At 71.6% G+C, this 22,744-nt stretch carries 16 protein-coding genes and 2 pseudogenes; 9 read left to right on the top strand and 9 right to left on the bottom strand.

Annotated features, from left to right (window positions below):
* Positions 1–361 precede the first annotated feature (361 nt).
* Together AB0I23_RS34350 and AB0I23_RS34345 are read right to left on the bottom strand one after the other, a co-directional pair.
* The gene (locus tag AB0I23_RS34350) at positions 362–1,138 is read right to left on the bottom strand and encodes an SDR family NAD(P)-dependent oxidoreductase (RefSeq protein WP_359115461.1); all 777 of its coding nucleotides are present in this window, start codon (positions 1,136–1,138) and stop codon (positions 362–364) included.
* Between the two features lie 464 nt (positions 1,139–1,602).
* Positions 1,603–2,694 (bottom strand): enoyl-CoA hydratase/isomerase family protein, encoded by a 1,092-nt coding sequence (locus AB0I23_RS34345; RefSeq protein ID WP_359115458.1) that lies wholly within the window; start codon positions 2,692–2,694, stop codon positions 1,603–1,605.
* A 22-nt stretch (positions 2,695–2,716) separates the two neighbouring features.
* Between AB0I23_RS34345 and AB0I23_RS34340 the strand changes: the two genes are divergently transcribed.
* The 4 genes and pseudogenes from AB0I23_RS34340 to AB0I23_RS34325 all read left to right on the top strand — a co-directional run bounded on the left by AB0I23_RS34340 (position 2,717) and on the right by AB0I23_RS34325 (position 7,294).
* Positions 2,717–3,973: a CoA transferase gene (locus AB0I23_RS34340; protein WP_359115455.1), complete on the top strand. Its 1,257-nt coding sequence runs from the start codon at positions 2,717–2,719 to the stop codon at positions 3,971–3,973.
* Positions 3,970–5,397 carry an amidohydrolase family protein gene (locus AB0I23_RS34335; protein ID WP_359115453.1) on the top strand — a complete coding sequence of 476 codons (1,428 nt, stop codon included), beginning with the start codon at positions 3,970–3,972 and terminating at the stop codon, positions 5,395–5,397. The genes AB0I23_RS34340 and AB0I23_RS34335 overlap by 4 nt, the downstream gene beginning before the upstream one ends.
* Positions 5,398–6,261: 864 nt before the next feature.
* A pseudogene (locus tag AB0I23_RS34330) lies at positions 6,262–6,486 on the top strand (iron chelate uptake ABC transporter family permease subunit); the annotation flags it as partial.
* Positions 6,483–7,294, top strand: a pseudogene (locus AB0I23_RS34325) (ABC transporter ATP-binding protein). The pseudogenes AB0I23_RS34330 and AB0I23_RS34325, both read left to right, overlap by 4 nt.
* 31 nt (positions 7,295–7,325) lie before the next feature.
* Here the strand turns inward: AB0I23_RS34325 and AB0I23_RS34320 are convergent.
* The 5 genes from AB0I23_RS34320 to AB0I23_RS34300 all read right to left on the bottom strand — a co-directional run bounded on the left by AB0I23_RS34320 (position 7,326) and on the right by AB0I23_RS34300 (position 11,304).
* A complete protein-coding gene (locus AB0I23_RS34320) occupies positions 7,326–8,525 on the bottom strand; it encodes an NAD(P)/FAD-dependent oxidoreductase (RefSeq protein WP_359115450.1) in 1,200 nt (399 codons plus the stop codon).
* Positions 8,526–8,619: 94 nt separating this feature from the next.
* Positions 8,620–9,006 carry an ester cyclase gene (locus AB0I23_RS34315; RefSeq protein ID WP_359115447.1) on the bottom strand — a complete coding sequence of 129 codons (387 nt, stop codon included), beginning with the start codon at positions 9,004–9,006 and terminating at the stop codon, positions 8,620–8,622.
* Between the two features lie 17 nt (positions 9,007–9,023).
* Positions 9,024–10,247, bottom strand: coding sequence for a cytochrome P450 (locus AB0I23_RS34310; RefSeq protein WP_359115445.1), 1,224 nt, complete (start codon positions 10,245–10,247; stop codon positions 9,024–9,026).
* The gene (locus tag AB0I23_RS34305; protein WP_359115443.1) at positions 10,244–10,441 is read right to left on the bottom strand and encodes a ferredoxin; all 198 of its coding nucleotides are present in this window, start codon (positions 10,439–10,441) and stop codon (positions 10,244–10,246) included. The genes AB0I23_RS34310 and AB0I23_RS34305 overlap by 4 nt, the downstream gene beginning before the upstream one ends.
* Before the next feature lie 32 nt (positions 10,442–10,473).
* Positions 10,474–11,304: a mycofactocin-coupled SDR family oxidoreductase gene (locus tag AB0I23_RS34300; protein WP_359115440.1), complete on the bottom strand. Its 831-nt coding sequence runs from the start codon at positions 11,302–11,304 to the stop codon at positions 10,474–10,476.
* A 353-nt stretch (positions 11,305–11,657) separates the two neighbouring features.
* Here AB0I23_RS34300 and AB0I23_RS34295 point away from each other — a divergent pair, with 353 nt between their 5' ends.
* From AB0I23_RS34295 to AB0I23_RS34275, 5 genes are all read left to right on the top strand, one after another.
* Positions 11,658–12,452 carry an SDR family NAD(P)-dependent oxidoreductase gene (locus AB0I23_RS34295; RefSeq protein ID WP_359115438.1) on the top strand — a complete coding sequence of 265 codons (795 nt, stop codon included), beginning with the start codon at positions 11,658–11,660 and terminating at the stop codon, positions 12,450–12,452.
* A 513-nt stretch (positions 12,453–12,965) separates the two neighbouring features.
* Positions 12,966–14,255: a CaiB/BaiF CoA transferase family protein gene (locus AB0I23_RS34290; RefSeq protein ID WP_359115435.1), complete on the top strand. Its 1,290-nt coding sequence runs from the start codon at positions 12,966–12,968 to the stop codon at positions 14,253–14,255.
* Entirely contained in the window at positions 14,252–15,430 is a 1,179-nt protein-coding gene (locus tag AB0I23_RS34285; protein WP_359115432.1) for a CaiB/BaiF CoA transferase family protein, read from the top strand. The genes AB0I23_RS34290 and AB0I23_RS34285 overlap by 4 nt, the downstream gene beginning before the upstream one ends.
* On the top strand, positions 15,423–16,610 hold the full coding sequence (locus AB0I23_RS34280) for a thiolase C-terminal domain-containing protein (protein ID WP_359115429.1): 1,188 nt from the start codon (positions 15,423–15,425) through the stop codon (positions 16,608–16,610). Before AB0I23_RS34285 ends, AB0I23_RS34280 begins: the two co-directional genes overlap by 8 nt.
* 5 nt (positions 16,611–16,615) lie before the next feature.
* Positions 16,616–17,041, top strand: a complete 426-nt coding sequence (locus tag AB0I23_RS34275) for a Zn-ribbon domain-containing OB-fold protein (protein WP_359115426.1) — start codon at positions 16,616–16,618, stop codon at positions 17,039–17,041.
* A 306-nt stretch (positions 17,042–17,347) separates the two neighbouring features.
* On the opposite strand, the gene AB0I23_RS34270 is transcribed toward AB0I23_RS34275, so the two are convergent.
* Positions 17,348–18,295, bottom strand: coding sequence for a FadR/GntR family transcriptional regulator (locus AB0I23_RS34270; protein ID WP_359115424.1), 948 nt, complete (start codon positions 18,293–18,295; stop codon positions 17,348–17,350).
* A gap of 987 nt (positions 18,296–19,282) precedes the next feature.
* Entirely contained in the window at positions 19,283–22,531 is a 3,249-nt protein-coding gene (gene icmF / locus AB0I23_RS34265) for a fused isobutyryl-CoA mutase/GTPase IcmF (protein WP_359115421.1), read from the bottom strand.
* Between the last annotated feature and the right edge of the window lie 213 nt (positions 22,532–22,744).

Genomic DNA, 22,744 nt, shown 5'->3' with positions numbered 1-22,744 from the left:
CCCGCCGGGCCCGCGGACGCCCCTCACGCGCGTCCGCTCCCCCGGCGGGACCAGGCTGGCACCGGCCCCGACGCCCGCACCCGTCCCGTCGATGCCCTCCCGGGCGGGTGCGGTCCTCGGCACCCCTCGGTGCCGCACACCGCGGCGGCGTCACGGGCGTTCCCCGGTGCCGGTGACGAGGCCGCGCGCGAAGACCGCCGGAAGCGGGTGTCACCGCACGACGCGGATGATCCCGCACCCCCCTGCTCCGCCCCTGAGCGGGACCGGACGCCCTGCGGCCCGCCCCTCACCCTGGGAAACGGGCCCACCCGGACGGGCGGAACAGCGTCCGGGCTCGCCCCGCCCCCGGGCCGCGTGCGTCTCAGCGCAGCGACTCGCCACCGTCGACGACGAGGTTGGCGCCCGTGATGAACTCCGCCCCCGGGCCGCACAGGAATGCGGCGGCCCGCGCGGTGTCCACCGGCTGCCCGGCACGGCCGAACGGGATGTTCTCCGCGGCGATCCGCTCCACGTCCGGCGTTCCGGCCAGCATCAACGGCGTCACCGTCATGCCCGGCGACACTCCGTTGACCCGGATGCGGTGCGGAGCAAGTTCCAGGGCGACTCCGCGGACGAATTGGTTGAGGCCGGCCTTCGTGCAGGAGTAGGGCAGCGTGCCGGGCCGGTACTGCTGTGCCCGGATGGACGAAACGACCAGGAGGGACTGGTTCGGACGGGGCCGGTCGATCATCAGCCGGGCCGCGGCACGTGTCACCAGGAAGGTGCCCCGCAGGTTGACCCGCATGATCCGGTCCCACTCGTCCACGTCGAGGTCGAGGAAGCCCGCGAGGCCTCCCGTCCCCGCGTTCGCCACGACCGCGGTGAGTTCTGGAACGCGCTCCCGCAGCTCGGTGAACAGCCGGTCGACATCGCCCTCGTCGCTGATGTCCGCGGTGAGCGCCTCGACCCGCTGTCCCTCCGAGGCCGTGGCGCTCAGCTGCTCGCGGGCTGTGTCGAGGGCTCCCCGGTCGCGTGCCACGACGACCACGTTCGCGCCCTGGGCGAGTACCTCGCTCGCGATCCCGAAGCCGATGCCCTTGCTCCCACCGGTGACCACGATCCACTGACCGTCCAGTGGCGCCGGATTCCGACTGGTCATACCCACCCCGCCTCTCAATATTGACGTCGGCTTCATATTAGGGGCAAGGGTGCGGGCAGGACCAGACAGAGGAAGGGTTCGACGGGACGACGGCCAGACATGAAGGAGCAAGAGGGGGCGGACCCCGGAGAACCACCGCAGACCGCCAGGCGGCCGCCGGTCCCACCGCGCTCGGCGACGACCTCGCCGCACGGGCGGAACCGCACTGGAGGCCGATCCGGTCAACGCGGTTGCGTCACGGCAGCACCGCAGGGGACGCCCCCGAGGAGGCCGCCGCCCCGCTCCGACCTATCCGGCGGCTGACGATGGGAGCACGCTGACGCGCGCGTTCTCGCCTCTCATGGTCTGCGGCCAGCGACCGTCGATGTCACTCGCCGCGGTTCGGCAGCCGCCGCAGGCGTTCTCCCGCTCTGACAGCCACCAGTAGTCGGAGGGCGCCCTGCCGACATACAGCCCCCCCGGGGTCAAGGGCCGGACGGGGCGACAGGACCCAACTCGTCCACCAGGCCCCATCGCAGAGCACGTTCGGCGGTGAGCCGGCAGCCGGTGAGTACGAGGTAGAGGGTGCGCCAACGGCCCACGCGGCGCGGAATGCTGACCGTCCCCCCGGCTCCGGGAATCAGGCCCATGCCCAGTTCGGGCAGGCGGAACAGCGCCGACGGGTCGGCGACGATCCGGGAAGCGAAGGCGGGCAGTTCGATCCCGGCACCGATGCAGTTGCCGTGCACCCTGACGGTGACCCGGTCGCGCAACCTGTGCAGCGGCAGGGCGGCGCCGCCCTGCGTGCGGATCAGGTGGGCGGTGTCCAGTGCCGTGGCGACGCCAAACTCCCCGAGGTCGCCGCCGGAGCAGAAGGAAGGCCCGTTGCCGCTCAGGACGACATGGCCGACGCTGTCGTCCAGCAGGGCGACATCGAGCGCCGCGACGAGCGCGTCGCGTAGTTCCCTGCCGTAGGCGTTGTGCCGTTCCGGCCGGTTGAGGGTCACGCGCAGCACCTCCCCGTCCCTGGCCAGAAGCACGGGTGCGGCCGGGGCCGGTGGCGGCGGTGGGCGGTGGCCGCGCGCTGCCAGCCAGCGGGCGAAGCCCCGACCGGCCAGCAGCGTGGAATAGGCGAGCGACTCGGCGTCCAGTGCCTGCCCGACCGTCAGCCGGGGGCCGGTGCGCAACAGACGGCCGAGGATGATGGCCGCCTCCGGGTTGTCCGCGGCGGCGTGCCCCAACACCTGGGCGACCTTCTCGGGATCGCCCACCGGGACCGTGCGGCGGTCGGCGGTGCCAGTGGGCGTGAGGGTCAGGTCCAGCGCGCCAAGCAGGGGGGAGGCCGCGTGTGCGGGGTGACCGGCCGGCGGGACCACCCTGCGGGTGAGGCCGACCAGCAGGCGATCGCACTGTGCGGCCTGTTGCTCGGCGCGACGCAGCACGGTGTCTCCCCCGGCCGGCTGGTCCAGGTCGACGACGAGCAGCGGGACGCGGACCGAGCCGTCCGCGTTCAGTAGATCCCCCTGGGCCGCCCCGGCGGCGAGGTCCTCGATACAGATCACGGTTGGAACCAGCACCGTGCCGTTCTACCATCCGGGGATGATCACGTGGCCGTCAGTGACTCCGTCCGAGCGGGCAGCCGCCTGGGCGCGCAGCGGGGCGATGTGGCTGACCGGCCATCGCACCGGACCACCCCTGGTCCCCGTGGGCGAGGCCGCGTCCCAGGCCGCGCGGTTGACCGCGCACGTCGAGCGGGCCGGCGCCGAGGGCGGCCTCTGCCTGCGGGTCGACGGCGGCCGAATCCTGGCCGAGCGGGCGGCGCTGACCGGTGGCACGCGCCAGGGACGGGTCTCGGTGGGCGGCAGTTGCCGGCTGCTGCCCACGGCGGACGGCTGGGCAGCGGTGTCCTGTGCGCGCCCCGATGATCCGGAGCTGTGGAGCGCGCTGATCGGGCACGCACTGGACGAACGGTTCCCGCAACGGCTGGCCGCCTGGCTGGCCGAACACACGATGGCCGAGATGGAGGAGCGGGCGACGCTGCTGGGGCTGGCCGCCGGCGCGGTGCGCGAGGGCGACGGCGCGGTGCCGTCGGTGCCGCGTCCGGGGCGGCCCCGTTCGGTGCGCGGCATGCTGGTCGTGGACTTCAGCGCGCTGTGGGCCGGGCCGCTGTGCGCGCACCTGCTGGGTCTGGCGGGCGCCGACGTGGTGAAGGTCGAGGTGCCCTCGCGTCCGGACGGAGCGCGGTTCGGCAATCGAACGTTCTATGACCTGCTGCACGCCGGTCACCGCGCGGTGGCGCTGGACCCGGCCGAACGTGCCGGGCGCGAGGCGCTGCACGCGCTGGTGCGCGCCGCGGACGTGGTCGTCGAGGCGTCCCGCCCGCGGGCGCTGGCCCGCTTCGGCCTGGACGCCCGTGCCGAGGTGGAGCGCGGGTGCACCTGGGTGTCGATCACCGCGCACGGCCGGTCCGCCGACCGGGTGGGTTTCGGTGACGACGTGGCCGCGTCCGCCGGTCTGCTGGCGCGGGACGAGCAGGGGGAGCCGGTCTTCTGCGGGGACGCCGTCGCCGATCCGCTGACCGGTCTGACAGCCGCCGCGCTGGCGATGTCCGAACCGGAGGGCGGCGGCGGGGTCCTGTGGGAGGTGGCGATGGCGGACGTGGTCGCGGCCACGGTGCACGGGCACCCGTCCTCGACGGCACACGCGGTGCGGTCCGGCGACGGCTGGACGGTGGACACCGGCGGCGAGTCGGTGCCAGTGAAGCGGCCGGCGCCTCGGATGCCCACCGACGCGGCGGCCGCCCCGGGTGAGGACACCGGTGCGGTGCTGCGACGGCTCGGGATCATTGTGCCGTGACCGGTCTGCTGATCCGCGGCGCCGAGGTCGGCGGAACGCTCCTGGATGTCCGGATCGGACGCGGCCAGGTACTGCAGACCGGCCGCGGCCTGCCCCGCGCGAGCCGTGATGAACGGCTGGTCGACGCGCGGGGCGGGGCGCTCGTCCCGGGGTTGACGGACCATCACCTGCACCTGTTCGCCACCGCGGCCGACCTCGCCTCCTCCTCGTGCGCGCCCTCCACCGTGCGCGACGAGGAGGGTCTGGCCCGGGCGCTGCGCGGTGCCCGCCCCGACCGGCACGGCTGGGTACGGGGCGTCCGCTATCACGAGTCCGTCGCGGGAGACCTGGACGCGGCGCGGCTGGACTCGCTGCGCGGCGAGGTGCCGGTCCGGGTACAGCACCGCAGCGGCGCGCTGTGGATGCTCAACTCCCGTGCCGTCGAAGCCGTCGGGCTGGCCACGGCGGACCACCCCGGGGTGGAGCGGGACACATCCGGTCGCCCGACCGGACGGCTGTGGCGGGCCGACGCCTGGCTGCGCGACCGGCTGCCGCCCGGTGAGCCGCCTTCCCTGGCCGGGCTCGGCCGGCGACTGGCCCGGTACGGCATCACCTCGGTCACCGATGCCACCCCCGATCTGGACGAGGCCACCGTGTCGGTCGTCACCGAGGCGATGGCCCGCGGCGAACTGCCGCAACGCGTCCACTTGCTCGGCGCCCCCCTCACCGGCGGCACCCCCGCACCCTCGCCCGGACGGCCGAGGCCACAACCCGGGCCGTGGAAGATCGTCCTCGCCGACTCGGCGCTGCCCGGCTACGAGGAGCTCGCCGAGGCCATCGTCGCCGCTCACCGGGCCGGCCGACGGGTCGCCGTGCACTGCGTGACCCGTGAGGCGCTGCTGCTGCTTCTGGTGGTGCTGGAGGAGGTCGGCACCCTGCCGGGCGACCGGCTGGAACACGCATCCCTCGTTCCGCCCGAAGTGCTCCCCACCATCCGGCGCCTGGGCCTGCGGACGGTGACCCAGCCGGGGTTCCTCGCCGATCGCGGGGACGACTACCGGCGTGACACACCCGCCGACGAGCACGACGACCTATACCGCTGCGCCTCCCTGCGCGAGGCCGGAGTACCCCTGGCCCTGTCCAGCGACGCGCCCTACGGTCCCCTCGACCCCTGGGCGGTCATGCGCGCCGCCGTGGAGCGGCGCACCGGCTCGGGCGCGGTCCTCGGACCGGGCGAACGCCTCACCCCCGCCCAGGCACTGGACGGCTACCTCTCCCCCGCACAACGACCCGGGGGCCCGGCGGCGCCGATCCGCCCGGGAGTACCGGCCGACCTCGTCCTGCTGCACGCTCACCTGGCCCAGGTGCTGCCCCGCCTCGACGCCTCCTGGGTGCGGCTGGTCCTGATCGGCGGAAGCCCGGCGGCGAGCGCCCCGCCGGCCTGAGGGAGGCGGAATCGGCGCCTCGGGACCGGCCGCCCGCGCAATGCCGTCGGACGATCGCCGGTCGACCGTGCTCCCTGCCCCCGGTGCGCGCGGCCGGCCCGCCCGGCAGTCTCCTTCCACCTGTCGCAAGTCCCCCAACACTCCCGGGCATGCCGGTCGCTGGAAAGACCCGTGGCGACGCCGCCAACCCAAAGGGGTAATCATGTCGGCTTTTCAGCTGAGTTATGAGCTTTCATTCACCCGCCTGACGGATCTTGATGATCATGCAGGATCCGTTCGATTACGCGTTGATGTTCCCGCCCCCGTTCGCCGTGCCCGCGCCGGGCACGGGCACCGGTGCGGCGCCCCCCGCACGGAAGGGGCCGGGACCGCACCGGCCCCGCGTGAAGCCCGGGTGGGTCAGGTCAGGTGGGCGGCCTGGGCAAGGATGGCCGCGGCTCCGGGATAGTGACGGTGGGGCCGGAGATGGCGGCGCATGAGGGTCAGGCGGAGGCTCACATGACTGGAACGCAGAGTCGGGCAGGCCGTGAGGAAGCTCTGCCAGACGGAGGGCCTGGTCGAGGTGGCCCTGCCGGAGAAAGGTTTCAGCGAGGCGCGCACGGCTGAGGCCGGCCTCCTGCGCACTGACGGGCCGTCCGAGCCGCCGGGAGAGCGCCTCCAGCAGGTATGCCCCGGCGGGGTGCCGGGACCGGGTGCAGGCCAGCCATCGGGACATCGACGTGTGATCGCACCGCAGCGGCTGCCCGTGCTCGGCGGCCACCTGTCGTACCGCCCGGGCGAGTTGGGCCTTGTTCCAGTCGGCGGCGCCCACCAGGTCGCGGAGTCGGTCGTTCGGCGTGCGGGTCACGGGTGATCGGCCTGAGGCCGCACATCGTGCGCCTGTTCGTCGGCGGCGACCACCGTCGCGTCCTGCCGACAGCCGCGCTCAGCGGGGCGGTCTTCCTGATCTGGGCGGACATCGCCGCGCGGACGATCTCCGCACCCACGGAGATACCGGTCGGCGTGCTCACGGCGCTGTGCGGCGGTCCCTTCTTCCTGTGGCTGATGCGACGCGGCGCCCGGCGCGGCACCGAAGGAGGCATGGCGTGAGCGCGGCTGAACTCGTCGTCGACGGTGTCACGCTCACCTCCGGAGCACGCCGTCTGGTGGAGGACGTCTCCTTGACCGCCCGGCCGGGCGAGCTGATCGGCCTGGTCGGCCCCAACGGCAGCGGCAAGTCCAGTCTGCTGCGCGCCGTCTACCGCGTGCTGCGCCCCAACGCGGGCCAGGTCCGCGTCGACGGCGCCGACGCCTGGTCCCTGCCCGCACGGCGGCTGGCACGCACCGTGGCGGCGGTGGTGCAGGAGGCGGGGGCGGACTTCGACCTCACGGTACGCGAGGTCGTCGCGATGGGACGCACCCCACACAAACGACTGCTCGCCGGGGACACCCCGAGAACGCCGAGCTGATCGAGGCGGCCCTCGACGCAGTGGACGGTGCCGAGCTGGCCGACCGCCCCTTCGACCGGCTCGCCGGCGGCGAACGCCAGCGCGTACTCGTCGCCCGCGCCCTCGCCCAGCAGCCCGCTCTGCTCGTCCTCGACGAACCCACCAACCACCTCGACATCCGTCACCAGTTGGACGTTCTCGACGCACTGCGGCGGCTGCCCGCCACGGTCCTGGTCGCCCTGCACGACCTCAACCTCACCGCCTACTACTGCGACCGCCTCTACGTCCTCCACCACGGGAAGGTCACCGCCTCCGGCACACCCGCCGAAGTCCTCACCCCGCGGCTGCTGGCCGAGGTGTACGGGGTCGCGGCGGAGGTCGCCGTCCATCCGGGCACGGGTGCCCCGCAGGTGACGTTCCTCCCCGAGAGGACGCAGCTCGTTCCGGGCACGGCGGGTCACACCACGTGAGAACAGCACGAGGAGGCCCTGTCCGGCCCGTTCAACCCGAGGTGGCCAGGGCCAGGACCTCGGCGCGGTCGGCCTCGCGGCCGACGAGCCCGCGGTAGCGGGCGATGAGCCGCGCCGCGCCGAAGCCGACGACGCCGACCAGGCGCGTGCCCCCGAAGTAGGCCGCCACCGTGCCCTTGACCGGGCCGCCGTCGAGACCGTCCCCGTTCAGGGGCATGACGGTGTCGGCGAGTTCGGGCCGCCCGACCAGTTGGATCTTCAGCCCGAACTGATCCGACCAGAAGTACGGCGTCGAGGGAGTTGGCGCCTCGGCGCCGACGATGTCGCGGGCCACTGCGGCGGCCTGATCGGCGGCGTTGGTCCAGTGCTCGCTGCGGTGCAGGCCGCCCCGGGCCGGATCCCGCCAGGCCGCGACGTCACCGACCGCCCACACGCCGGGCAGGCCTTCGACCCGCCCCCGGGCGTCGCAGGGCACCCCGGCGGAGGTGTCGACACCGGAGGTCTCGAGCCAGCCGAGCTCGGGAACGCCGCCGACTCCGACGAGCAGGACATCGGCGTCCAGACACGTGCCGTCGGTCAGTTCGACGCCGGAGCCCTCGGTGAAGCGTTCCAGACGGGCGCCCGTACGCAGATCGACCCCGGCGTCGGTGAGCAGCCGGGCGCAGACAGCGCCGATCTCGGGGCCGAGTGCCCTGGTGAACGGCACGGGCATGGCCTCGACCACGGTCACCTCGATGCCATGGGCCCGTGCGGCGCCGGCGACCTCGGCACCGACGAATCCGGCGCCGACCACCAGCAGGGAACGCGCGGTCGCCAGCGCCTCCCGCAGCGCCAGCGTGTCGTCCAGGGTGCGCAGTGTGTGCGCGGTGTCCGGCTGCCCCGGCAGCCGTCGGGCGGCCACACCGGTCGCGATGACGATCGCGTCGCCCGACACCTCGGTGCCGTCGGCGAGTCCGACGCGGCCCTCGTGCAGCGACACCGCCGCCGCACCGAACCGGGCGCTGATGCCCAGTTCGTCCAGCCGGGATGTGCCGCACAGCACGATCCGCTCGGGATCCCACTCCCCGGTGAGCACCTGCTTGGACAGCGGGGGGCGGTCGTAGGGCAGGTGCCGCTCGGCCCCGACCAGAGTGATCCCGCCCCGGAAGCCTGCCGCGCGCAGCTGTTCGGCGGTCCGGATCCCGGCCAGCCCGGCGCCGACCACCACCACGTGCTGTGGCTGGCCTGTCATGCGAACTCCTTGTCCGGTCCCGGGGCCCTCCCGAGACTCAACCCGCGCGTCGGGGAAGGGGGCAGGTGAGGGTGCCCCCTTCCCCTGGCATGCGTCAGCCGTAGTCGCACCACTCCACGAGGCGGCCACCCTCGAACGTCATCAGCGACAGGACGTCGAGCTTGCAGTGCTCGCCGGCCTCACCGAAACCGGGCACGTCCACCGCGGCGGTCCCCTGCCACACGGTCTCCCGGAACACGGTGTTCCCTCTGACCGCCCAACGGGTGGTGTCACCAATCGAACGGTCGGGGAATGCCTTGCTCATCGCTTCGATGGTCTCGAACATGAGGTCGCGGCCCCGGGCGGCGACCCCCCGGTTCTGGTGCACCACGGCGACGTCCTCGTGGACGAGTTCGCGCAGTGCGTCGAAGTCGAGGCGGTTCCAGGCGTCGACCACGGCGAGCGCGCGGTCGAGGAGTTCCTGCTGGGTTCCTTCGGACATTGCGGTGTTCCCGTCTGTCAGCCCTGAGCGGGGACGTCGATGGTGACTTCGTGCATGCCGCGCGTCGGCATGGAGAAGTGGGAGATCTTCTGGTCGGGCGCGAGGGTGAAGCGGGGTACGCGCTCGAGCAGGCGGGCGAGCACCGACCGGATCACGAGGCGGGCGTGGTTGGACCCGAGGCACCGGTGGGGCCCCACGCCGAACGCCACGTGCCGCACCTCGTCGCGGTGCAGGTTCCAGGTGTGCGGGTCGGGGAACTGCTGCGCGTCGCGGTTGGCGCCGTTGTAGCTCGTCCAGACCTTCGCGCCGGTCCCGAGGGCGACCCCGGCGAGCTCGGTGTCACGTGTCACCGTGCGCTGAAGCGCCGTCACGTTGGCGAACATCCGCAGTCCCTCTTCCACCGCGGCGGGGACGAGGCTCGGGTCGGCGACCAGTTCGGCGAGGTCGTCGGGGTGGGTGGCCAGCTGGTGGACGATGCCGCTGAGGATCGTCCCCACCGACTCGGTGCCGGCGATCGCGAGCGGTACGACCACGGCGGTGCGCTCGGCGAGGGTCGGCTCGCGGCCATCGATCTCCTCGACCGTGCACACGGCGCTGACGAGGTCGTCCGGGATGGGGTCGGCCATCCGTCGCCGGACCAGGTCCTCGGCCGCCTTGTTGATGCTCACGAACGCCTGCGCCGCGATCTCCGGGGTTTCACCGACGAACAGGTCGTGGCTCCAGTGCATCCAGTCACCCATCTCCTCCCCCGGCAGGTGCAGGAGTTCGACGAAGATGATCTTCAGCTGGAGTGGTCGCAGAAAGTCGGCGAGCAGGTCGACCCGTCCCTTGGGCAGCGCGGCGTCGAGCAGTTCGTCGATGGTGGCCTGGATCGTGTCCGTGTAGCCCTCGACCCGTTTCGCGGTGAGGAACGGGTCGATCACCCTCCGCCACTCGGTGTGCACCGGCGCGTCGAGATCCTCGGGCAGGAACCGGCCCTCGTTCTTGGGCGGTTCGGCGCGGTTGTCGCCGCCGAGGATGGCGACGCCACCCTCGGACGAGTAAGTGGTGCCGTCTCGCAGCACGTTGAAGACGTCCTGGTACCGAGTGGCGTAGTAACAGGGGGTGCTACCCTGTTGGTGCACTCCCAGCGAGGCATTCTGCTGCAGCGAGCCGATGGTCTCCCAGAAGTTCTCGTTGAACTCCTCGGACCAGAGGTTGACGGGGCACAGACCAGTTTTACCAACATCATTGACGGTCATCTAATCTCCTTGACGAGGATCGCGAACTCCGGACAGGTCGCGGCGATGGCACGAGCCCGCTCGGCATCGATGGGCTCGTCGCTCTTGAGCACGGCGATGCCGTCCTCATCGGCGTCCAGAACATCCGGCGCGACCTCGTAGCAGCGTCCATGGCCCTGGCACATGGGCACGTCGATTTCCACCCTGGCGAGCATGGGTACTCCCTTTTGTCTTCGCTGCTGTTGTGTCAGAACTTGGCCAGCAGGCCGCAGTCCACAGGGATCGCCGCACCGGAGACGAACCGCGCCTCGTCGGACGCGAGCCACAGCACGGCGTTGGCGACGTCCTCCGGCTCCACCCACGGCTCGGGCAGCAGTGTGAGCGGCTTGAACGCCTCGGCGGCGTCGTCCAGAGTGGGGTTCTCGATGTGCGGGAGGTAATTCTTCAGCAGGCGCTCGTTCAGCGCCATCGGCGTGTTCACGGTACCGGGGTTGACCGAGTTGACCCGGATCCCGTACTCGCCGAGTTCGTTGGCGAGGCCGCCCATCAGCCCCTGCACCCCGTGCTTGGACGCACCGTAGTGAACCTGGCCCGGCACCCCGCGCAGCCCGGTGGTGGAGCTGACGAAAATGATCGATCCCGACTGGCGCTCCCTCATGGACGGGATCACCGCCTTGGCGGCGTGCCAGGCGCCGACCAGGTTGGTCTCCAGGATGTCCGCCCACTGCTTGTCGGTGAGCTCGTGCGCCAGGCCCTGATTGGAGATGCCCGCGTTGGACACCAGAATGTCGATCTTGCCGAACCGTTCCAGCGCCTCGGCCACGACCGCGTCCAGCGCGCCCTGGTCACGCACATCACCGGCGCGGGCGATGATGCTGCGTCCTTCCTTCTCCACCAACGCCACGGTCTCGGCCAGGTCGTCGGGGGTGCCCTGACCGTAGAGCAGTTCCGGCTGGTCGCGACAGAGGTCGATGGCGACGATGTCGGCACCCTCCTGCGCCAGCCGCACGGCGTGAGCACGCCCCTGACCACGGGCCGCACCGGTGATCAGAGCAACTCGGCCTTCTACTCGCCCCATGCGTCCTCAACTCCACTCTTGTGTACGGCGCTTCAGCAAGTGTGTGATCTATCTCGCTCGAGTGGCCAGGACGCTACAGCCGCCATACACGGCAGGTCAATATTCATCATAAGGTTAATTAATATTCCTCATGAGGATCTTACGCCTACCGGACTCCTCGCCATCGAAACTCTTGCGCCATTTCCTCATGATGTTTTATGTTGCGTCCGTCACACCGTGGAGCCTGAGGGCCGCGGGGGTCGCGGCACCCGCAGAGGCGGCCCGCTCACCGACTCGCCCGCGGCATCCGGCCTCGATGGAGAAAGAACCCGCTGGTCATGGGCGGGAGGCGAGCACATGGACAGAGGAGTGACGTGGCGGAAGCAGAAATGAACGGCAGCGCGGCGACCGGGCTGCTCCGTGGCCAGTGGGCCGTGGTGACCGGCGGCAGCAAGGGCATCGGTTCGGCGATCGCGGAGCGCTTCGTCACCGAGGGAGCCAACGTCGTCATCGTCGCTCGCGACAAAAAAGCCCTCGATGAGACGGCCGAACGCCTGCGCGCGCAGGCCGGAGACGACCAGCGGATCGTGCCCCTGGCGGCCGACCTCAGCGAACGGGCCGGCGTGGACGAACTGTTCGACCGCCTCACCGGAGAGCTGCCGGCGCTGAACATCTTCGTGGCGAACGTCGGATACGGGATCTTCCATCCGTTCCTGGAGGTGACCGACGAGGAGTGGGACGGGATCATCTCCACGAACCTCACCGGGACCTTCCGCTGCACGCAGGCCGCCGCACGTCTCATGCGCGACCGTCCCGTCGACAACCACGCGATCGTGGTGGTGTCCTCGATCCGGGCCCAGGGCACACGACCGGGCACCCTGCCCTACGCGACGACGAAGGCCGGTCTGAACCAGCTGGTCCGGGTGGCGGCCTATGAGCTCGCCCCTCTCGGCATCCGGGTGAACGCGCTGTCTCCCGGGCTCGTGGTGACACCGATGTCCCTGTCGAACAACCCCGAGGCCGCCGAGCTCGGAGCCGAGCTCGCTCCGCTGAACCGGGCCGGCATGCCCTCCGACATCGCCGAGGGCGCGCTGTATCTGTGCAATCCCGCGGCCTCGTTCGTGACCGGGACCAATCTCGTGGTGGACGGAGGCGAATCCCTGTGGTGACGACGGAGCGACCCGGTGGGCCCCCACCACGGGCCGGCGCGCCCGGACCTCAGCCGGCACGGGACGGGGAGCCGCGGCCGGCGGGGTGACCTTCGGCAGCATCCGGTTCGGGGCCGCTCGCCCACGGCCTTCCGTGGGCCGCGGCCCCGAACCGCACGGAACCCCCCTCGCCGCCGGACGCGCCCCGGTACGGCCCCTCGGTGCGGGGGCTCCGGCTCCCGGCGGCCCCATCCCGCCTCGACATAGTCGACATCGGGCAGGCGCACGGCAGGCAAGCGTGGGGCGGAACGGCCGATTCCCGCGCCGCTTCTCCCGGCGGCGGCCCGGCAGGGAGCGGGCCCGTGGCACGGAGACTGCGAGGTCCTTCGGGCGGCCGCACCTCCGGCGCTCCGCCCGACAGGGACGAGAGGGCCGTGTCGCGGAGACCGCGAGCCCACCCCCTGCCGCCATCACCGCTCCCGAGTGCGGTGCCCTGCAGGGAATACCTCACGACGAACACCTGAAGGAGTGTCGGTGTCGACAGTCATGAACCGCCGTCCCAGGACGCGACAAGGACCGCTCGCCGGTCTCGTGGTCGCCGATTTCTGCTGGATGGGCGTGGGCGCGGTCGCGACCCGCCTGCTCGCCGACTTCGGCGCCGACGTCATAAAGATCGAGGACCGGACGCGCCTGGACATGCCCCGCCGTCTTCCCTTCTACAAGGGCAAGGTCCGCACCTACGGAGAGGAGGACACCAATCCGGACCCGGACAAGGGCGGACTGTTCAACAACTACAACCGCAACAAGCTCGGCGTGACGATCAACATGCGGACCGGGCGCGGCAGACAGATCGCCGAACAGCTGATCTCGAAGGCCTCGGTGGTGACCGAGAACTTCGCGCCCGGCGTGATGGAACGGTGGGGACTCGCCTACAAGCGGCTGCGCGAGCTGCGGCAGGACGTGATCTACGCCCGGATGAGCGGATACGGCCACGACGGGCCGCACAGCGAGTACCGCAGTTACGGGCCGGTCGTCCAGGCCGTCAGCGGGCTCACCCACATAAGCGGTCTGCCCGGGCGCGAGCCATCGGGGTGGGGCTTCTCCCACATGGACAACCAGGCCGCGTACTACAACTCCGCGGCCGTCCTGATGGCCGTGCTCCAGCGCGAGATCTCCGGGGAGGGCACCGAGGTCGACGTCTCCGCGGTCGAGGTCGGGATCAATCTGCTCGGCCCGGTCCTGCTGGACGTCGCCCACAACGGCCGGTCCACCCGGGACCCGGACTTCCCCCTGGGCAACCGGCTGGAGCACCCCCGGGCCGCGCCGCACGGCGTGTACCCGGCGGCCGGCGAGGACCGCTGGGTGGCGATCGCGGTCTTCGACGACGCCGACTGGAAGGCGCTGGCCGCCGAGATGGGCGCACCCGAATGGACCGCCGATCCGCGGTTCACCACACAGCCGGATCGTTTCGCCCACCAGGACGCGCTCGACGCGCGCCTGTCAGACTGGACGCGCGGGCGGGACCCGCACGAAATCATGCACCGTCTGCAGGCGGCGGGGGTCGCGGCCGCCGCGGTCCAGCACGCCGGCGACCTCAACGAGCAGGACCCCCAGCTCGCCCACCGCGGGACCTTCTTCACGCTCGACCACCCGGTCATCGGCGAAGCGCGGTTCGAGGGCAGCCCGGTGCTCTTCAGCGGGATGGAACCGGACAACTGGCGCTCGGCTCCCCTCCTCGGCGAGGACAACGCGCACGTGTTCACGACCCTGCTCGGCATGTCGCACGAGGAGATCACCGAGCTCACCCAGGAGGGGATCCTGTGACCACCACCCCCTACAGCGGCCTGCGGGTCGTGGAGATCGCGGAGGATCCCGGCGGGGAGTTCACCGGCAAGCTGCTGGCCGGCTCCGGCGCGGACGTCGTCAAGGTGGAGCCCCCTCACGGGTCGGCCGGGCGGCGGGTCGGGCCGTTCGCCGACGACCGCAGGGACCCCGAGGCGAGCCTCTCCTTCCACTGGTACAACGCGGGCAAGCGCAGCGTCATACTCGACGACACCTCCGACGACGGACGGTCCGCGCTCGAGGAGTTGCTCACCGGTGCCGACGTACTCATCGTCTCGTTGTCGCCCGCCCAAGCCGCGGCGCGCGACCTCGTCCCGTCCGAGCTGGTCACCCGGTATCCACGGCTGATCGTGGTGGCGTTGACCCCGTTCGGGCTGGACGGACCGTGGTCCTCCTACCGCGGCAGCGATCTGGTGGGGCTGGCGGCCGGCGGGATGCTCCACTCCTGCGGCTACGACGACCACTCCCTGCCACCGGTCCGTCCCGGCGGCGACCACGCCTACACGACGGCGGCGAGCTTCGCCCACACCGGTCTGCTGCTCGCCCTGCTGGAGCGCAGGCGGACCGGGCGGGGCCAGGTCGTGGACGTCTCCGTGCACGCAGCCTGCGCGGTGAGCGGCGAACTGAGCAACCCCTTCTGGTTCTACCCGAAGGCGATCGTCAAGCGGCAGACCAGCCGGCACGCCCAGCCCTCCCCTACACAGCCCGCTCTGTTCCGGTGCGGCGACGACCACTACGTGTACTTTGCCCTCATCCTCGCCGACCAGAAGCCGTGGCAGGCGCTGGTGAAGTGGATGGACGACATGGAACTGGCCGCCGACCTCACCGACCCCGCCTACGACGATCTGGCGTACCGCCAGCGGAACTTCGCGCACGTGCAGGAGCTGGTCGAGGTCTTCTTCCTGCTGCTCGACTCCGAGACCGCCTATCACGAGGGCCAGCGGCGGGGACTGCCGATCGGGGTCGCCAGGGCTCCGGAGGAACTCTTCGACGACGAACACCTGCGGGCCCGCGGCTTCTTCGTCGAGGTGGAGCAGGACGAGCAGACCGTCAGTCATCCCGGCACGCCCTACCGCTTCAGCGCGTACGACCTGCCCGGGCCACGCCGCGCTCCCCGGCTCGGGGAGCACACCAGGGAGGTGCTGGAACGTGTCTGATGCCGTTTCCCACCGTGACCGTTGCGCCATCGCGGGCATCGGCGCCACCGAGTTCTCCAAGGACAGCGGTCGCAGCGAGCTGACCCTGGCCGCACAGGCCTGCCGGTCCGCACTGGACGACGCCGGGCTCGGCGTCGCCGATGTGGACGGCGTCGTCTCCTGCGACTACGACCTCGTCTCCTACAGCGCGATCGCCGACGCGCTGGGCATCGACGACCTGACCTACTGGGGCCAGACCGGGCCGGGCGGGTCGGGGCCCTGTGCCATGGTCGGGCAGGCGGTCGCCGCGATCATGTCCGGACAGGCGACCACCGTCCTGGTCTACCGCGCCCTCAACGGGCGTTCCGGACGCCGGTACGGGCAGGGCACCGTGGATTTCGACGCCCGCGTCGGCGGCCGGGGCAACTACGAGGAGTTCTTCGGTCCCTATGGACTGGTGACGCCCGGCCAGTTCTTCGCGCTCCTCACCCAGCGCCACATGAGCTCCTACGGCACCCGCCCGGAGGCGCTCGCGGAGATCGCGCTGGCCTGCCGGGCGGCCGCGAACCGCAACCCCGCGGCGCAGATGCACGAGCGCGAGCTGACCCTGGAGGACTGCCTGACGGCTCGGCCGATCTCCCTGCCGCTGCGGCTGTTCGACTTCTGTCTGGAGACGGACGGCGCCTGTGCCGTCGTCGTCACCACCGCCGAGCGCGCGGCGGATTGCGCACAGCCGCCGGCGCTGATCCGCGCGGTCGCGCAGTCGACCGGCCCTCGGGTGCAGCCCGGGGTGATGTACCCGATGCTGATGCGTCCCGACATCACGACGACGCCCTCCCGGACCGCGGCGCAGACCTTGTTCTCCCGTGCCGGCCTGGGCCCCTCCGATGTGGACGTGGCACAGATCTACGACTGCTTCACCATCACCCTTCTGCTCCAGTTGGAGGACTACGGCTTCTGCGCCAAGGGCGAGGGCGGTGCCTTCGCCGAGAGCGGGGCGCTGCGCCCGGGCGGCGCCCTACCGGTCAACACCGCCGGAGGGAACCTGTCGGAGGGCTATGTGCACGGGATGAACCATGTGCTGGAGGGCGTCCGCCAGATCCGCGGCACGTCCACCTCGCAGATCGATGCGGCCGAGGTCAGTCTGGTCACCTCCGCCCCACCGCCCGGAACGAGCGCACTGCTGCTGGTGAAGGGGTGAGCGACATGTCCGACGAGATCTTCCACGACATCGTCACGCTTCCGCTCCTGCCGGTGGAGGACGACCACGACACGGGCGGGTTCTTCGACGCCGCCCGCCGGGGCGAGCTGGCGCTGCGCTTCTGCACCGCCTGCGGGCAGTTGCTGCACCTGCCCCGGCAGGTCTGCTTCTCCTGCGGCGGTGCGCGAAGCGAGTGGCGCGCCGTGCCTGGCCGTGGGCGCGTCCACGCCTGGACCGTCGTCACCCACCAGGTGCACCCGGCCTTCCCGACGCCGTACACGGTCGTGCTGGTCGACCTCGACGAGGTCGACGCCAGGCTCGTCGGGAGTGTTCCGGGCGCGGCCGAACTGGAGGTCGGGCAGCCGCTGCGGGTGCGCTTCGACCGGGCGCCCTGCGGCACCACCGTCCCCAACTGGGAGGTGGAGGCGTGAGATGTGCTCCGGGATCCCGGCTCGGGTGAGCCGGGATCCCGGAGCATGGCTCCGACCCGCGCCGGCGGGTCCCCCTGCGAACGGGTTCGGGGAACACGGCCCGTCCTCGCGCCGCCGCCGGAACTAACGAGGTCGGGGAACACGGCCCGTCCTTGCGCCGCGCGCGCCGACCCCGGGGAACGCGGGGCGGGGCACACTCCAGGCGCGGTGGTTCCGCGACGCGGGCTCGCCCGTGGGCCACGGCGAAGCGGCGGTCGGGCGGGCCTGAAGCGGGGAGGCGGCTCCCCCGCTCTGGGGCCATCGCGTTCAGCGCCACTCGATCGCTTGCTGCAGCCGCTCCGGCCACCGCTCGCGGTAGCTCGCCGTCACCACCCCGATGTGCTCCCGCATCAGCGTAGCCGCGCGCTTCTCACGGCCGGCGATGATCGCCTCGGCGATATCGGTGTGCGCGTGCAGCATGTGGGCGCTCTCGGCGATCGGGTCGATCCGCTCGAGCACGTGGTCGGTGACGATGTGGGTCACCGCCTGGGTCAGGAGGGTGAGAACCCGGTTCCCGCTCAGTGCCGCGATCACCGCGTGGAAGTTGTTGAGGTCCTCGAAGACCTCGTCGCGTTCGTGCTCCTCGGGCTGGTAGTCGAGGAACGGTGCGAACGCCCGTATCTTGAGCTTGCGGTCCGGCAGTTGCGCCACGCGCCCGGCGAGAGGCGGCTCGAGGATCTCCCAGGTGTCGAACAGCTCGCCGTAGGTCGCTCCGCTGAGGTGGAAGTACAACGTGGCGGTGCGCGCGAGGTAACTGGCGTTGAGCGGTTCGACGAGAGGTCCGCCGCCCGGCCCACGCTTGATCGAGACCAGCCCCTGCACTTCGAGCAGCCGCAGCGCCTCCCGCAGCGTCTCGCGGCTCACGTTGTAGTGCGCCAGCATCTCGGCCTCGGGACGCAGACGGTCGCCGATCCTGAGCTCGTCGGCGACGATGTCGTGCACGATCGCGGCCGCGGCGACCTCGGAGGCCTTCGGCGTACGGGATGCGGTCTGTCCGTTGCCCGGGTCGACGGTGCGGAAGGCGGTGCCCGGCCGGTAGACGATGGGGATGCCACGGGGCCGGCCGGGGGGCTCCTTGTCGGCGGTGGGGTCGGTCATCCACATCTCCTCCGTTGCCTCGGTGCCGCGTCCCGACCAGTCGCCGACGGTGGGGCGGAGGAGGTACAGCGCCTCCCGGCACCAGCTCACCGTCTCGCCGCTGACGGAATTTCTCATGAGATTATACCGTCGGGTAACGGCGCTCCGGCACCGCGCGGGTACCGACGGACAGGCCCGGGAACGCATTCTGACCACCACTCCCGCGCGGTGGCGGTCGAGCGGCGCGGGCCCGGCACATGGTGATGGGACGCGCACTTCGTCGTTCCCGGTTCCCGTGGACGGCTGCCTTCGGTATCTTCGCCTCTGCCGCCTCGGCGGTCCCTGACCCGAGGGTCCGGGGCGCCGGGGGCACCGACCCGGCGGTCCCCGTCCGCGGCGGGGTCCCAGTCGATCCGCTGCCACCTCTCGTGGGTGCCGGAGCGGGCGTCCTCAGCCGCGACGGCGCGGGGGCAGACCGGGGGCGGAGCGCGCGTTCTCGGCCGCGACCCACGCGGGGGGCGGCACCGGAGGCCCCCGTGACAGCCCGCGCGGGGCAGGGCGACGGGGGTGGGAAAACCAGTTCAGGAGAGAGGTGCCCGAAGCGTCCAGGTCGTCCGTGGTGCGCCCATTGGTCGCCCGGCCCCGGGCGGGCGGATCACCCCGACGGCCCCTCATGTACCCTCTGTCCGCGCGGGCGGGCCCGCCCCCTGCCTCCGCTGACCAGCACCGCGGCGGCGTCCAGCGTCGCGCAACTCCCGAAGGATTCCCGGCCGTCCCGCTCCCTCCTGCCTGGTCCGATACGTCGTGTCCGCCACGCGGTTCTCCCTCCTCAGGTGTTGTGCCCCACCCGATCCCGGCGAGGCCGTAACAGCCTGGGAGTCACCCGGCATCCACACCTCCGGACGCGCCCGGGGCGCGGGGCGACCCTTCTGGCGGACACCGTCGGGCAGGGCACGGCCCCCGGTGCCCAGCGGCTTCGGGCAGCGGTGGAGGATGGCCGAGCACGGGTGCGCTCGCCCCGGCGGCGGCCACCCGGCCCGTGAGCCGCCCCGCCGACGGGCGGGCCCCGTAAGCCCGTTGCGGCGTCCCGGGCAGCGAGCCTGCCTGTCGCGGGACCCGGTGCGGTCAGACGTTGCGGCGGTACTGGCCGCCGATCTCGAAGAATGCCTCGGTGATCTGCTGGAGGGAGCAGACCCGGGCCGCGTCCATGAGAGCGGCGAAGACGTTCTCCCCGCCGACCGCCGCCGTCTTGAGGGCGGTCAGCGCCGTGCCCGCTTGGCCGCGGTGACGGTCCTGGAACTCCCGGACCCGCTTCAGCTGGGACCTCTTCTCGGCTTCGGTGGCGCGGGCGAGTTCGACGGTCCCGGATCCGGTCGCGTCCTCGTGGGGGTTGCGGAAGGTGTTGACGCCGACGATGGGGAGCGAGCCGTCGTGCTTGCGCTGTTCGTAGAGCATGGACTCGTCCTGGATGCGGCCGCGCTGGTAGCCGGTCTCCATCGCGCCGAGCACGCCGCCGCGCTCGCTGATCCGCTCGAACTCGACGAGGACCGCCTCCTCGACCAGGTCGGTGAGTTCCTCGATGACGAACGAGCCCTGCAGGGGGTTCTCGTTCATCGCCAGGCCCCACTCCCGGTTGATGATCAGCTGGATCGCCAGGGCCCGGCGGACGGATTCCTCGGTGGGGGTGGTGACGGCCTCGTCGTAGGCGTTGGTGTGCAGGCTGTTGCAGTTGTCGTAGAGGGCGATCAGCGCCTGGAGAGTGGTGCGGATGTCGTTGAAGTCCATCTCCTGGGCGTGCAGCGACCGTCCGGAGGTCTGGACGTGGTACTTGAGCTTCTGGCTCCGCTCGTTCGCCCCGTACCTCTCGCGCATGGCGACCGCCCAGACGCGGCGGGCGACCCGGCCGAGTACCGAGTACTCGGGGTCCATTCCGTTGGAGAAGAAGAAGGACAGGTTCGGGGCGAAGTCGTCGATGTCCATGCCGCGGGCGAGGTAGGCCTCGACGTAGGTGAAGCCGTTGGCGAGGGTGAAGGCCAGCTGACTGATGGGGTTCGCCCCGGCCTCGGCGATGTGGTAGCCGGAGATGGACACCGAGTAGAAGTTACGCACCTGCTCCTGGATGAACCACTCCTGAATGTCGGCCATCATCCGCAGACTGAACTCGGTGGAAAACAGGCAGGTGTTCTGCCCCTGGTCCTCCTTGAGGATGTCCGCCTGCACCGTGCCGCGCACGGTGCGCAGGGTCCGGGCCCGGATCTCCTCCGCCTCGTCGGGAGCGGGCTCCCTGCCGTGCTCGGCGTGGAAGGCGTCCCGTTGCTGATCGACAGCGGTGTTGAGGAAGAAGGCCAGGATGGCCGGCGCCGGCCCGTTGATCGTCATCGAGACCGAGGTGGTCGGCGCGGTCAGGTCGAACCCGGCGTAGAGGGCCTTCATGTCCTCCAGCGTGGCCACCGACACCCCCGAGGTACCCACCTTGCCGTAGATGTCGGGGCGTTCGTCGGGATCGCGGCCGTAAAGGGTGGCCGAGTCGAAGGCCGTGGACAGGCGCGTGGCCTCGCTGTTGCGGGCCAGCAGCGTGAACCGCCGGTTGGTGCGGAACGGGTCGCCCTCGCCAGCGAACATCCGTGCCGGGTCCTCACCCTCCCGCTTGAACGGGAACACTCCGGCGGTGAAGGGGAAGTGTCCCGGCAGGTTCTCACCGCGCAGGAAGCGCAGCAGCTCGCCGTGGTCGGTGAACCGGGGCAGGGCGACGCGGGGAATCCGGTGACCGGACAGCGACTCGCGCACCAACGCGGTACGCGACTGGTGGCCTCGGACCGTGACCACCAACTCGTCGCCCGAGTAGTCCCGCACGGTCTTCGGCCAGCCTTCGAGCAGGAGGTGGGAGGAGGGGGTGAGCCGGTCCCGGGCATCGGTCAGGAGACGATCGACGTCCGCGGTGCCGGCGCGGGCGGCCGCCAGTTCCTCCCTCACCGAGGCCAGGGCCTGGACCCGCCGGGCCGTCACGCACTGGACGGCGGTCTCGGCGTGATAGCCGCGCACGGTCTCGGCAATGTCCGCCAGGTACCGCACCCGGGTCGGCGGAACGATCGGCGCGACGCCGCTGGAGTGCCGCACGGCGACCTCGGGCAGGGCGCCGGGCCGCACCCGCAGACCGCGCTCTGCGAGGAGTCCGCGCAGGTGCTGGTAGAGGGCGGTGACGCCGTCGTCGTTGAAGGACGCCGCACTGGTGCCGAAGACCGGCATGTCCTCCGGACGGGAACCGAACGCCTCACGATTGCGGACCAGTTGACGACCCACGTCGCGCAGGGCGTCCTTCGCACCGCGCCGCTCGAACTTGTTGATCGCCACCACGTCGGCGAAGTCGAGCATGTCGATCTTCTCCAACTGCGAAGCGGCACCGAACTCCGGTGTCATCACGTACAGCGACACGTCGACGTACGGCACGATGGTCGCATCCCCCTGCCCGATGCCTGGTGTCTCCACAACAACCAGGTCGTACCCGGCCGCCTTGCAGGCGGCGATGGACTCCTCCAGCCCCCCAGGCAGTTCATGGCCGCCACGGGTGGCCAGCGAACGGAAGAAGACCCGGTCCCCGTCCAGGGCGTTCATCCGGATCCGGTCGCCCAGCAGCGCCCCGCCGCCCCTGCGCCGGGTGGGGTCCACCGCCAGCACCGCGACCCTCAGTCCGTCCTGCTGGTCGACGCGCAGTCGGCGCACCAGTTCGTCGGTCAGCGACGACTTCCCCGACCCGCCGGTTCCGGTGATCCCCAGCACCGGCACCGGTCGCGCGGCGGCGGCCTCCCGGAGGACCTGGAGGTCGGCGTCGGGCACGGATCCGGCCGCCAGACCCGTCAGCAGGCGGCCCAGCGCGGGGCGCTCCTGGGAGAGCACGGCGCGCACATCGGCGGGCGACCGGTCCCACAGGTCGGTGTCGCACGCCTCGATCATGGAGTTGACCATCCCGGCCAGGCCGAGTCGCTGGCCGTCTTCCGGGGAGAAGATCCGCACCCCCGCCCGTGCCAGCCGGGTGATCTCCTCGGGCACAATGACACCGCCCCCGCCCCCGAACACCTGTGCGTGCCCGGCTCCCCGCTCCCGCAGCAGCCGCACCAGGTACTCGAAGTACTCCACGTGGCCGCCCTGGTAGGAGGAGACGGCCACGCCCTGCACGTCCTCCTCCAGGGCGGCGTCCACCACCTCACGTACCGAGCGGTTGTGACCGAGGTGGATCACCTCGGCACCCTGCGACTGCAGGATGCGCCGCATGACGTTGATGGACGCGTCATGTCCGTCGAACAGGCTCGACGCGGTGACGAACCGCAGCGGGTGCTTCGGCCGGTACAGCGACTCGGCGGGGGCGGCAGCGAACACGGTCTCCTCCAGACAGCCGTCTGCCGGGGGCAGACGACGGGAACGGGATCATCACGACGGCGGCGGACACGGCGACGGCCCGCGGCCTGGGGTGCTTCGCCAGCGGCCGGCCCGCGGGGAGCGGCGAAGTGGGGTGCCGACGGGTGGACCGGCCGGTCGGGCAGCGCGCACACGCACGCGTCCACGACCCACCGATCCGGGCACGACGTCACC

It is taken from the genome of Streptomyces atratus, from assembly GCF_040655115.1.
Classification (GTDB): domain Bacteria; phylum Actinomycetota; class Actinomycetes; order Streptomycetales; family Streptomycetaceae; genus Streptomyces; species Streptomyces atratus_D.
Note: the sequence above shows the minus strand (reverse complement) of the source record. Positions and strands in the feature narration are given on the sequence as shown.

What these genes read in the sequence shown, in the direction of transcription:
- AB0I23_RS34340 (WP_359115455.1), top strand. Translation starts at nt 2,717, where the DNA reads ATGATCACGTGGCCGTCAGTGACTCCGTCCGAGCGGGCAGCCGCCTGG.
- AB0I23_RS34315 (WP_359115447.1), bottom strand. Translation starts at nt 9,006, where the DNA reads ATGTCCGAAGGAACCCAGCAGGAACTCCTCGACCGCGCGCTCGCCGTG.
- AB0I23_RS34270 (WP_359115424.1), bottom strand. Translation starts at nt 18,295, where the DNA reads ATGAGAAATTCCGTCAGCGGCGAGACGGTGAGCTGGTGCCGGGAGGCG.
- AB0I23_RS34350 (WP_359115461.1), bottom strand. Translation starts at nt 1,138, where the DNA reads ATGACCAGTCGGAATCCGGCGCCACTGGACGGTCAGTGGATCGTGGTC.
- AB0I23_RS34305 (WP_359115443.1), bottom strand. Translation starts at nt 10,441, where the DNA reads ATGCTCGCCAGGGTGGAAATCGACGTGCCCATGTGCCAGGGCCATGGA.
- AB0I23_RS34310 (WP_359115445.1), bottom strand. Translation starts at nt 10,247, where the DNA reads ATGACCGTCAATGATGTTGGTAAAACTGGTCTGTGCCCCGTCAACCTC.
- AB0I23_RS34320 (WP_359115450.1), bottom strand. Translation starts at nt 8,525, where the DNA reads ATGACAGGCCAGCCACAGCACGTGGTGGTGGTCGGCGCCGGGCTGGCC.
- AB0I23_RS34275 (WP_359115426.1), top strand. Translation starts at nt 16,616, where the DNA reads ATGTCCGACGAGATCTTCCACGACATCGTCACGCTTCCGCTCCTGCCG.
- AB0I23_RS34300 (WP_359115440.1), bottom strand. Translation starts at nt 11,304, where the DNA reads ATGGGGCGAGTAGAAGGCCGAGTTGCTCTGATCACCGGTGCGGCCCGT.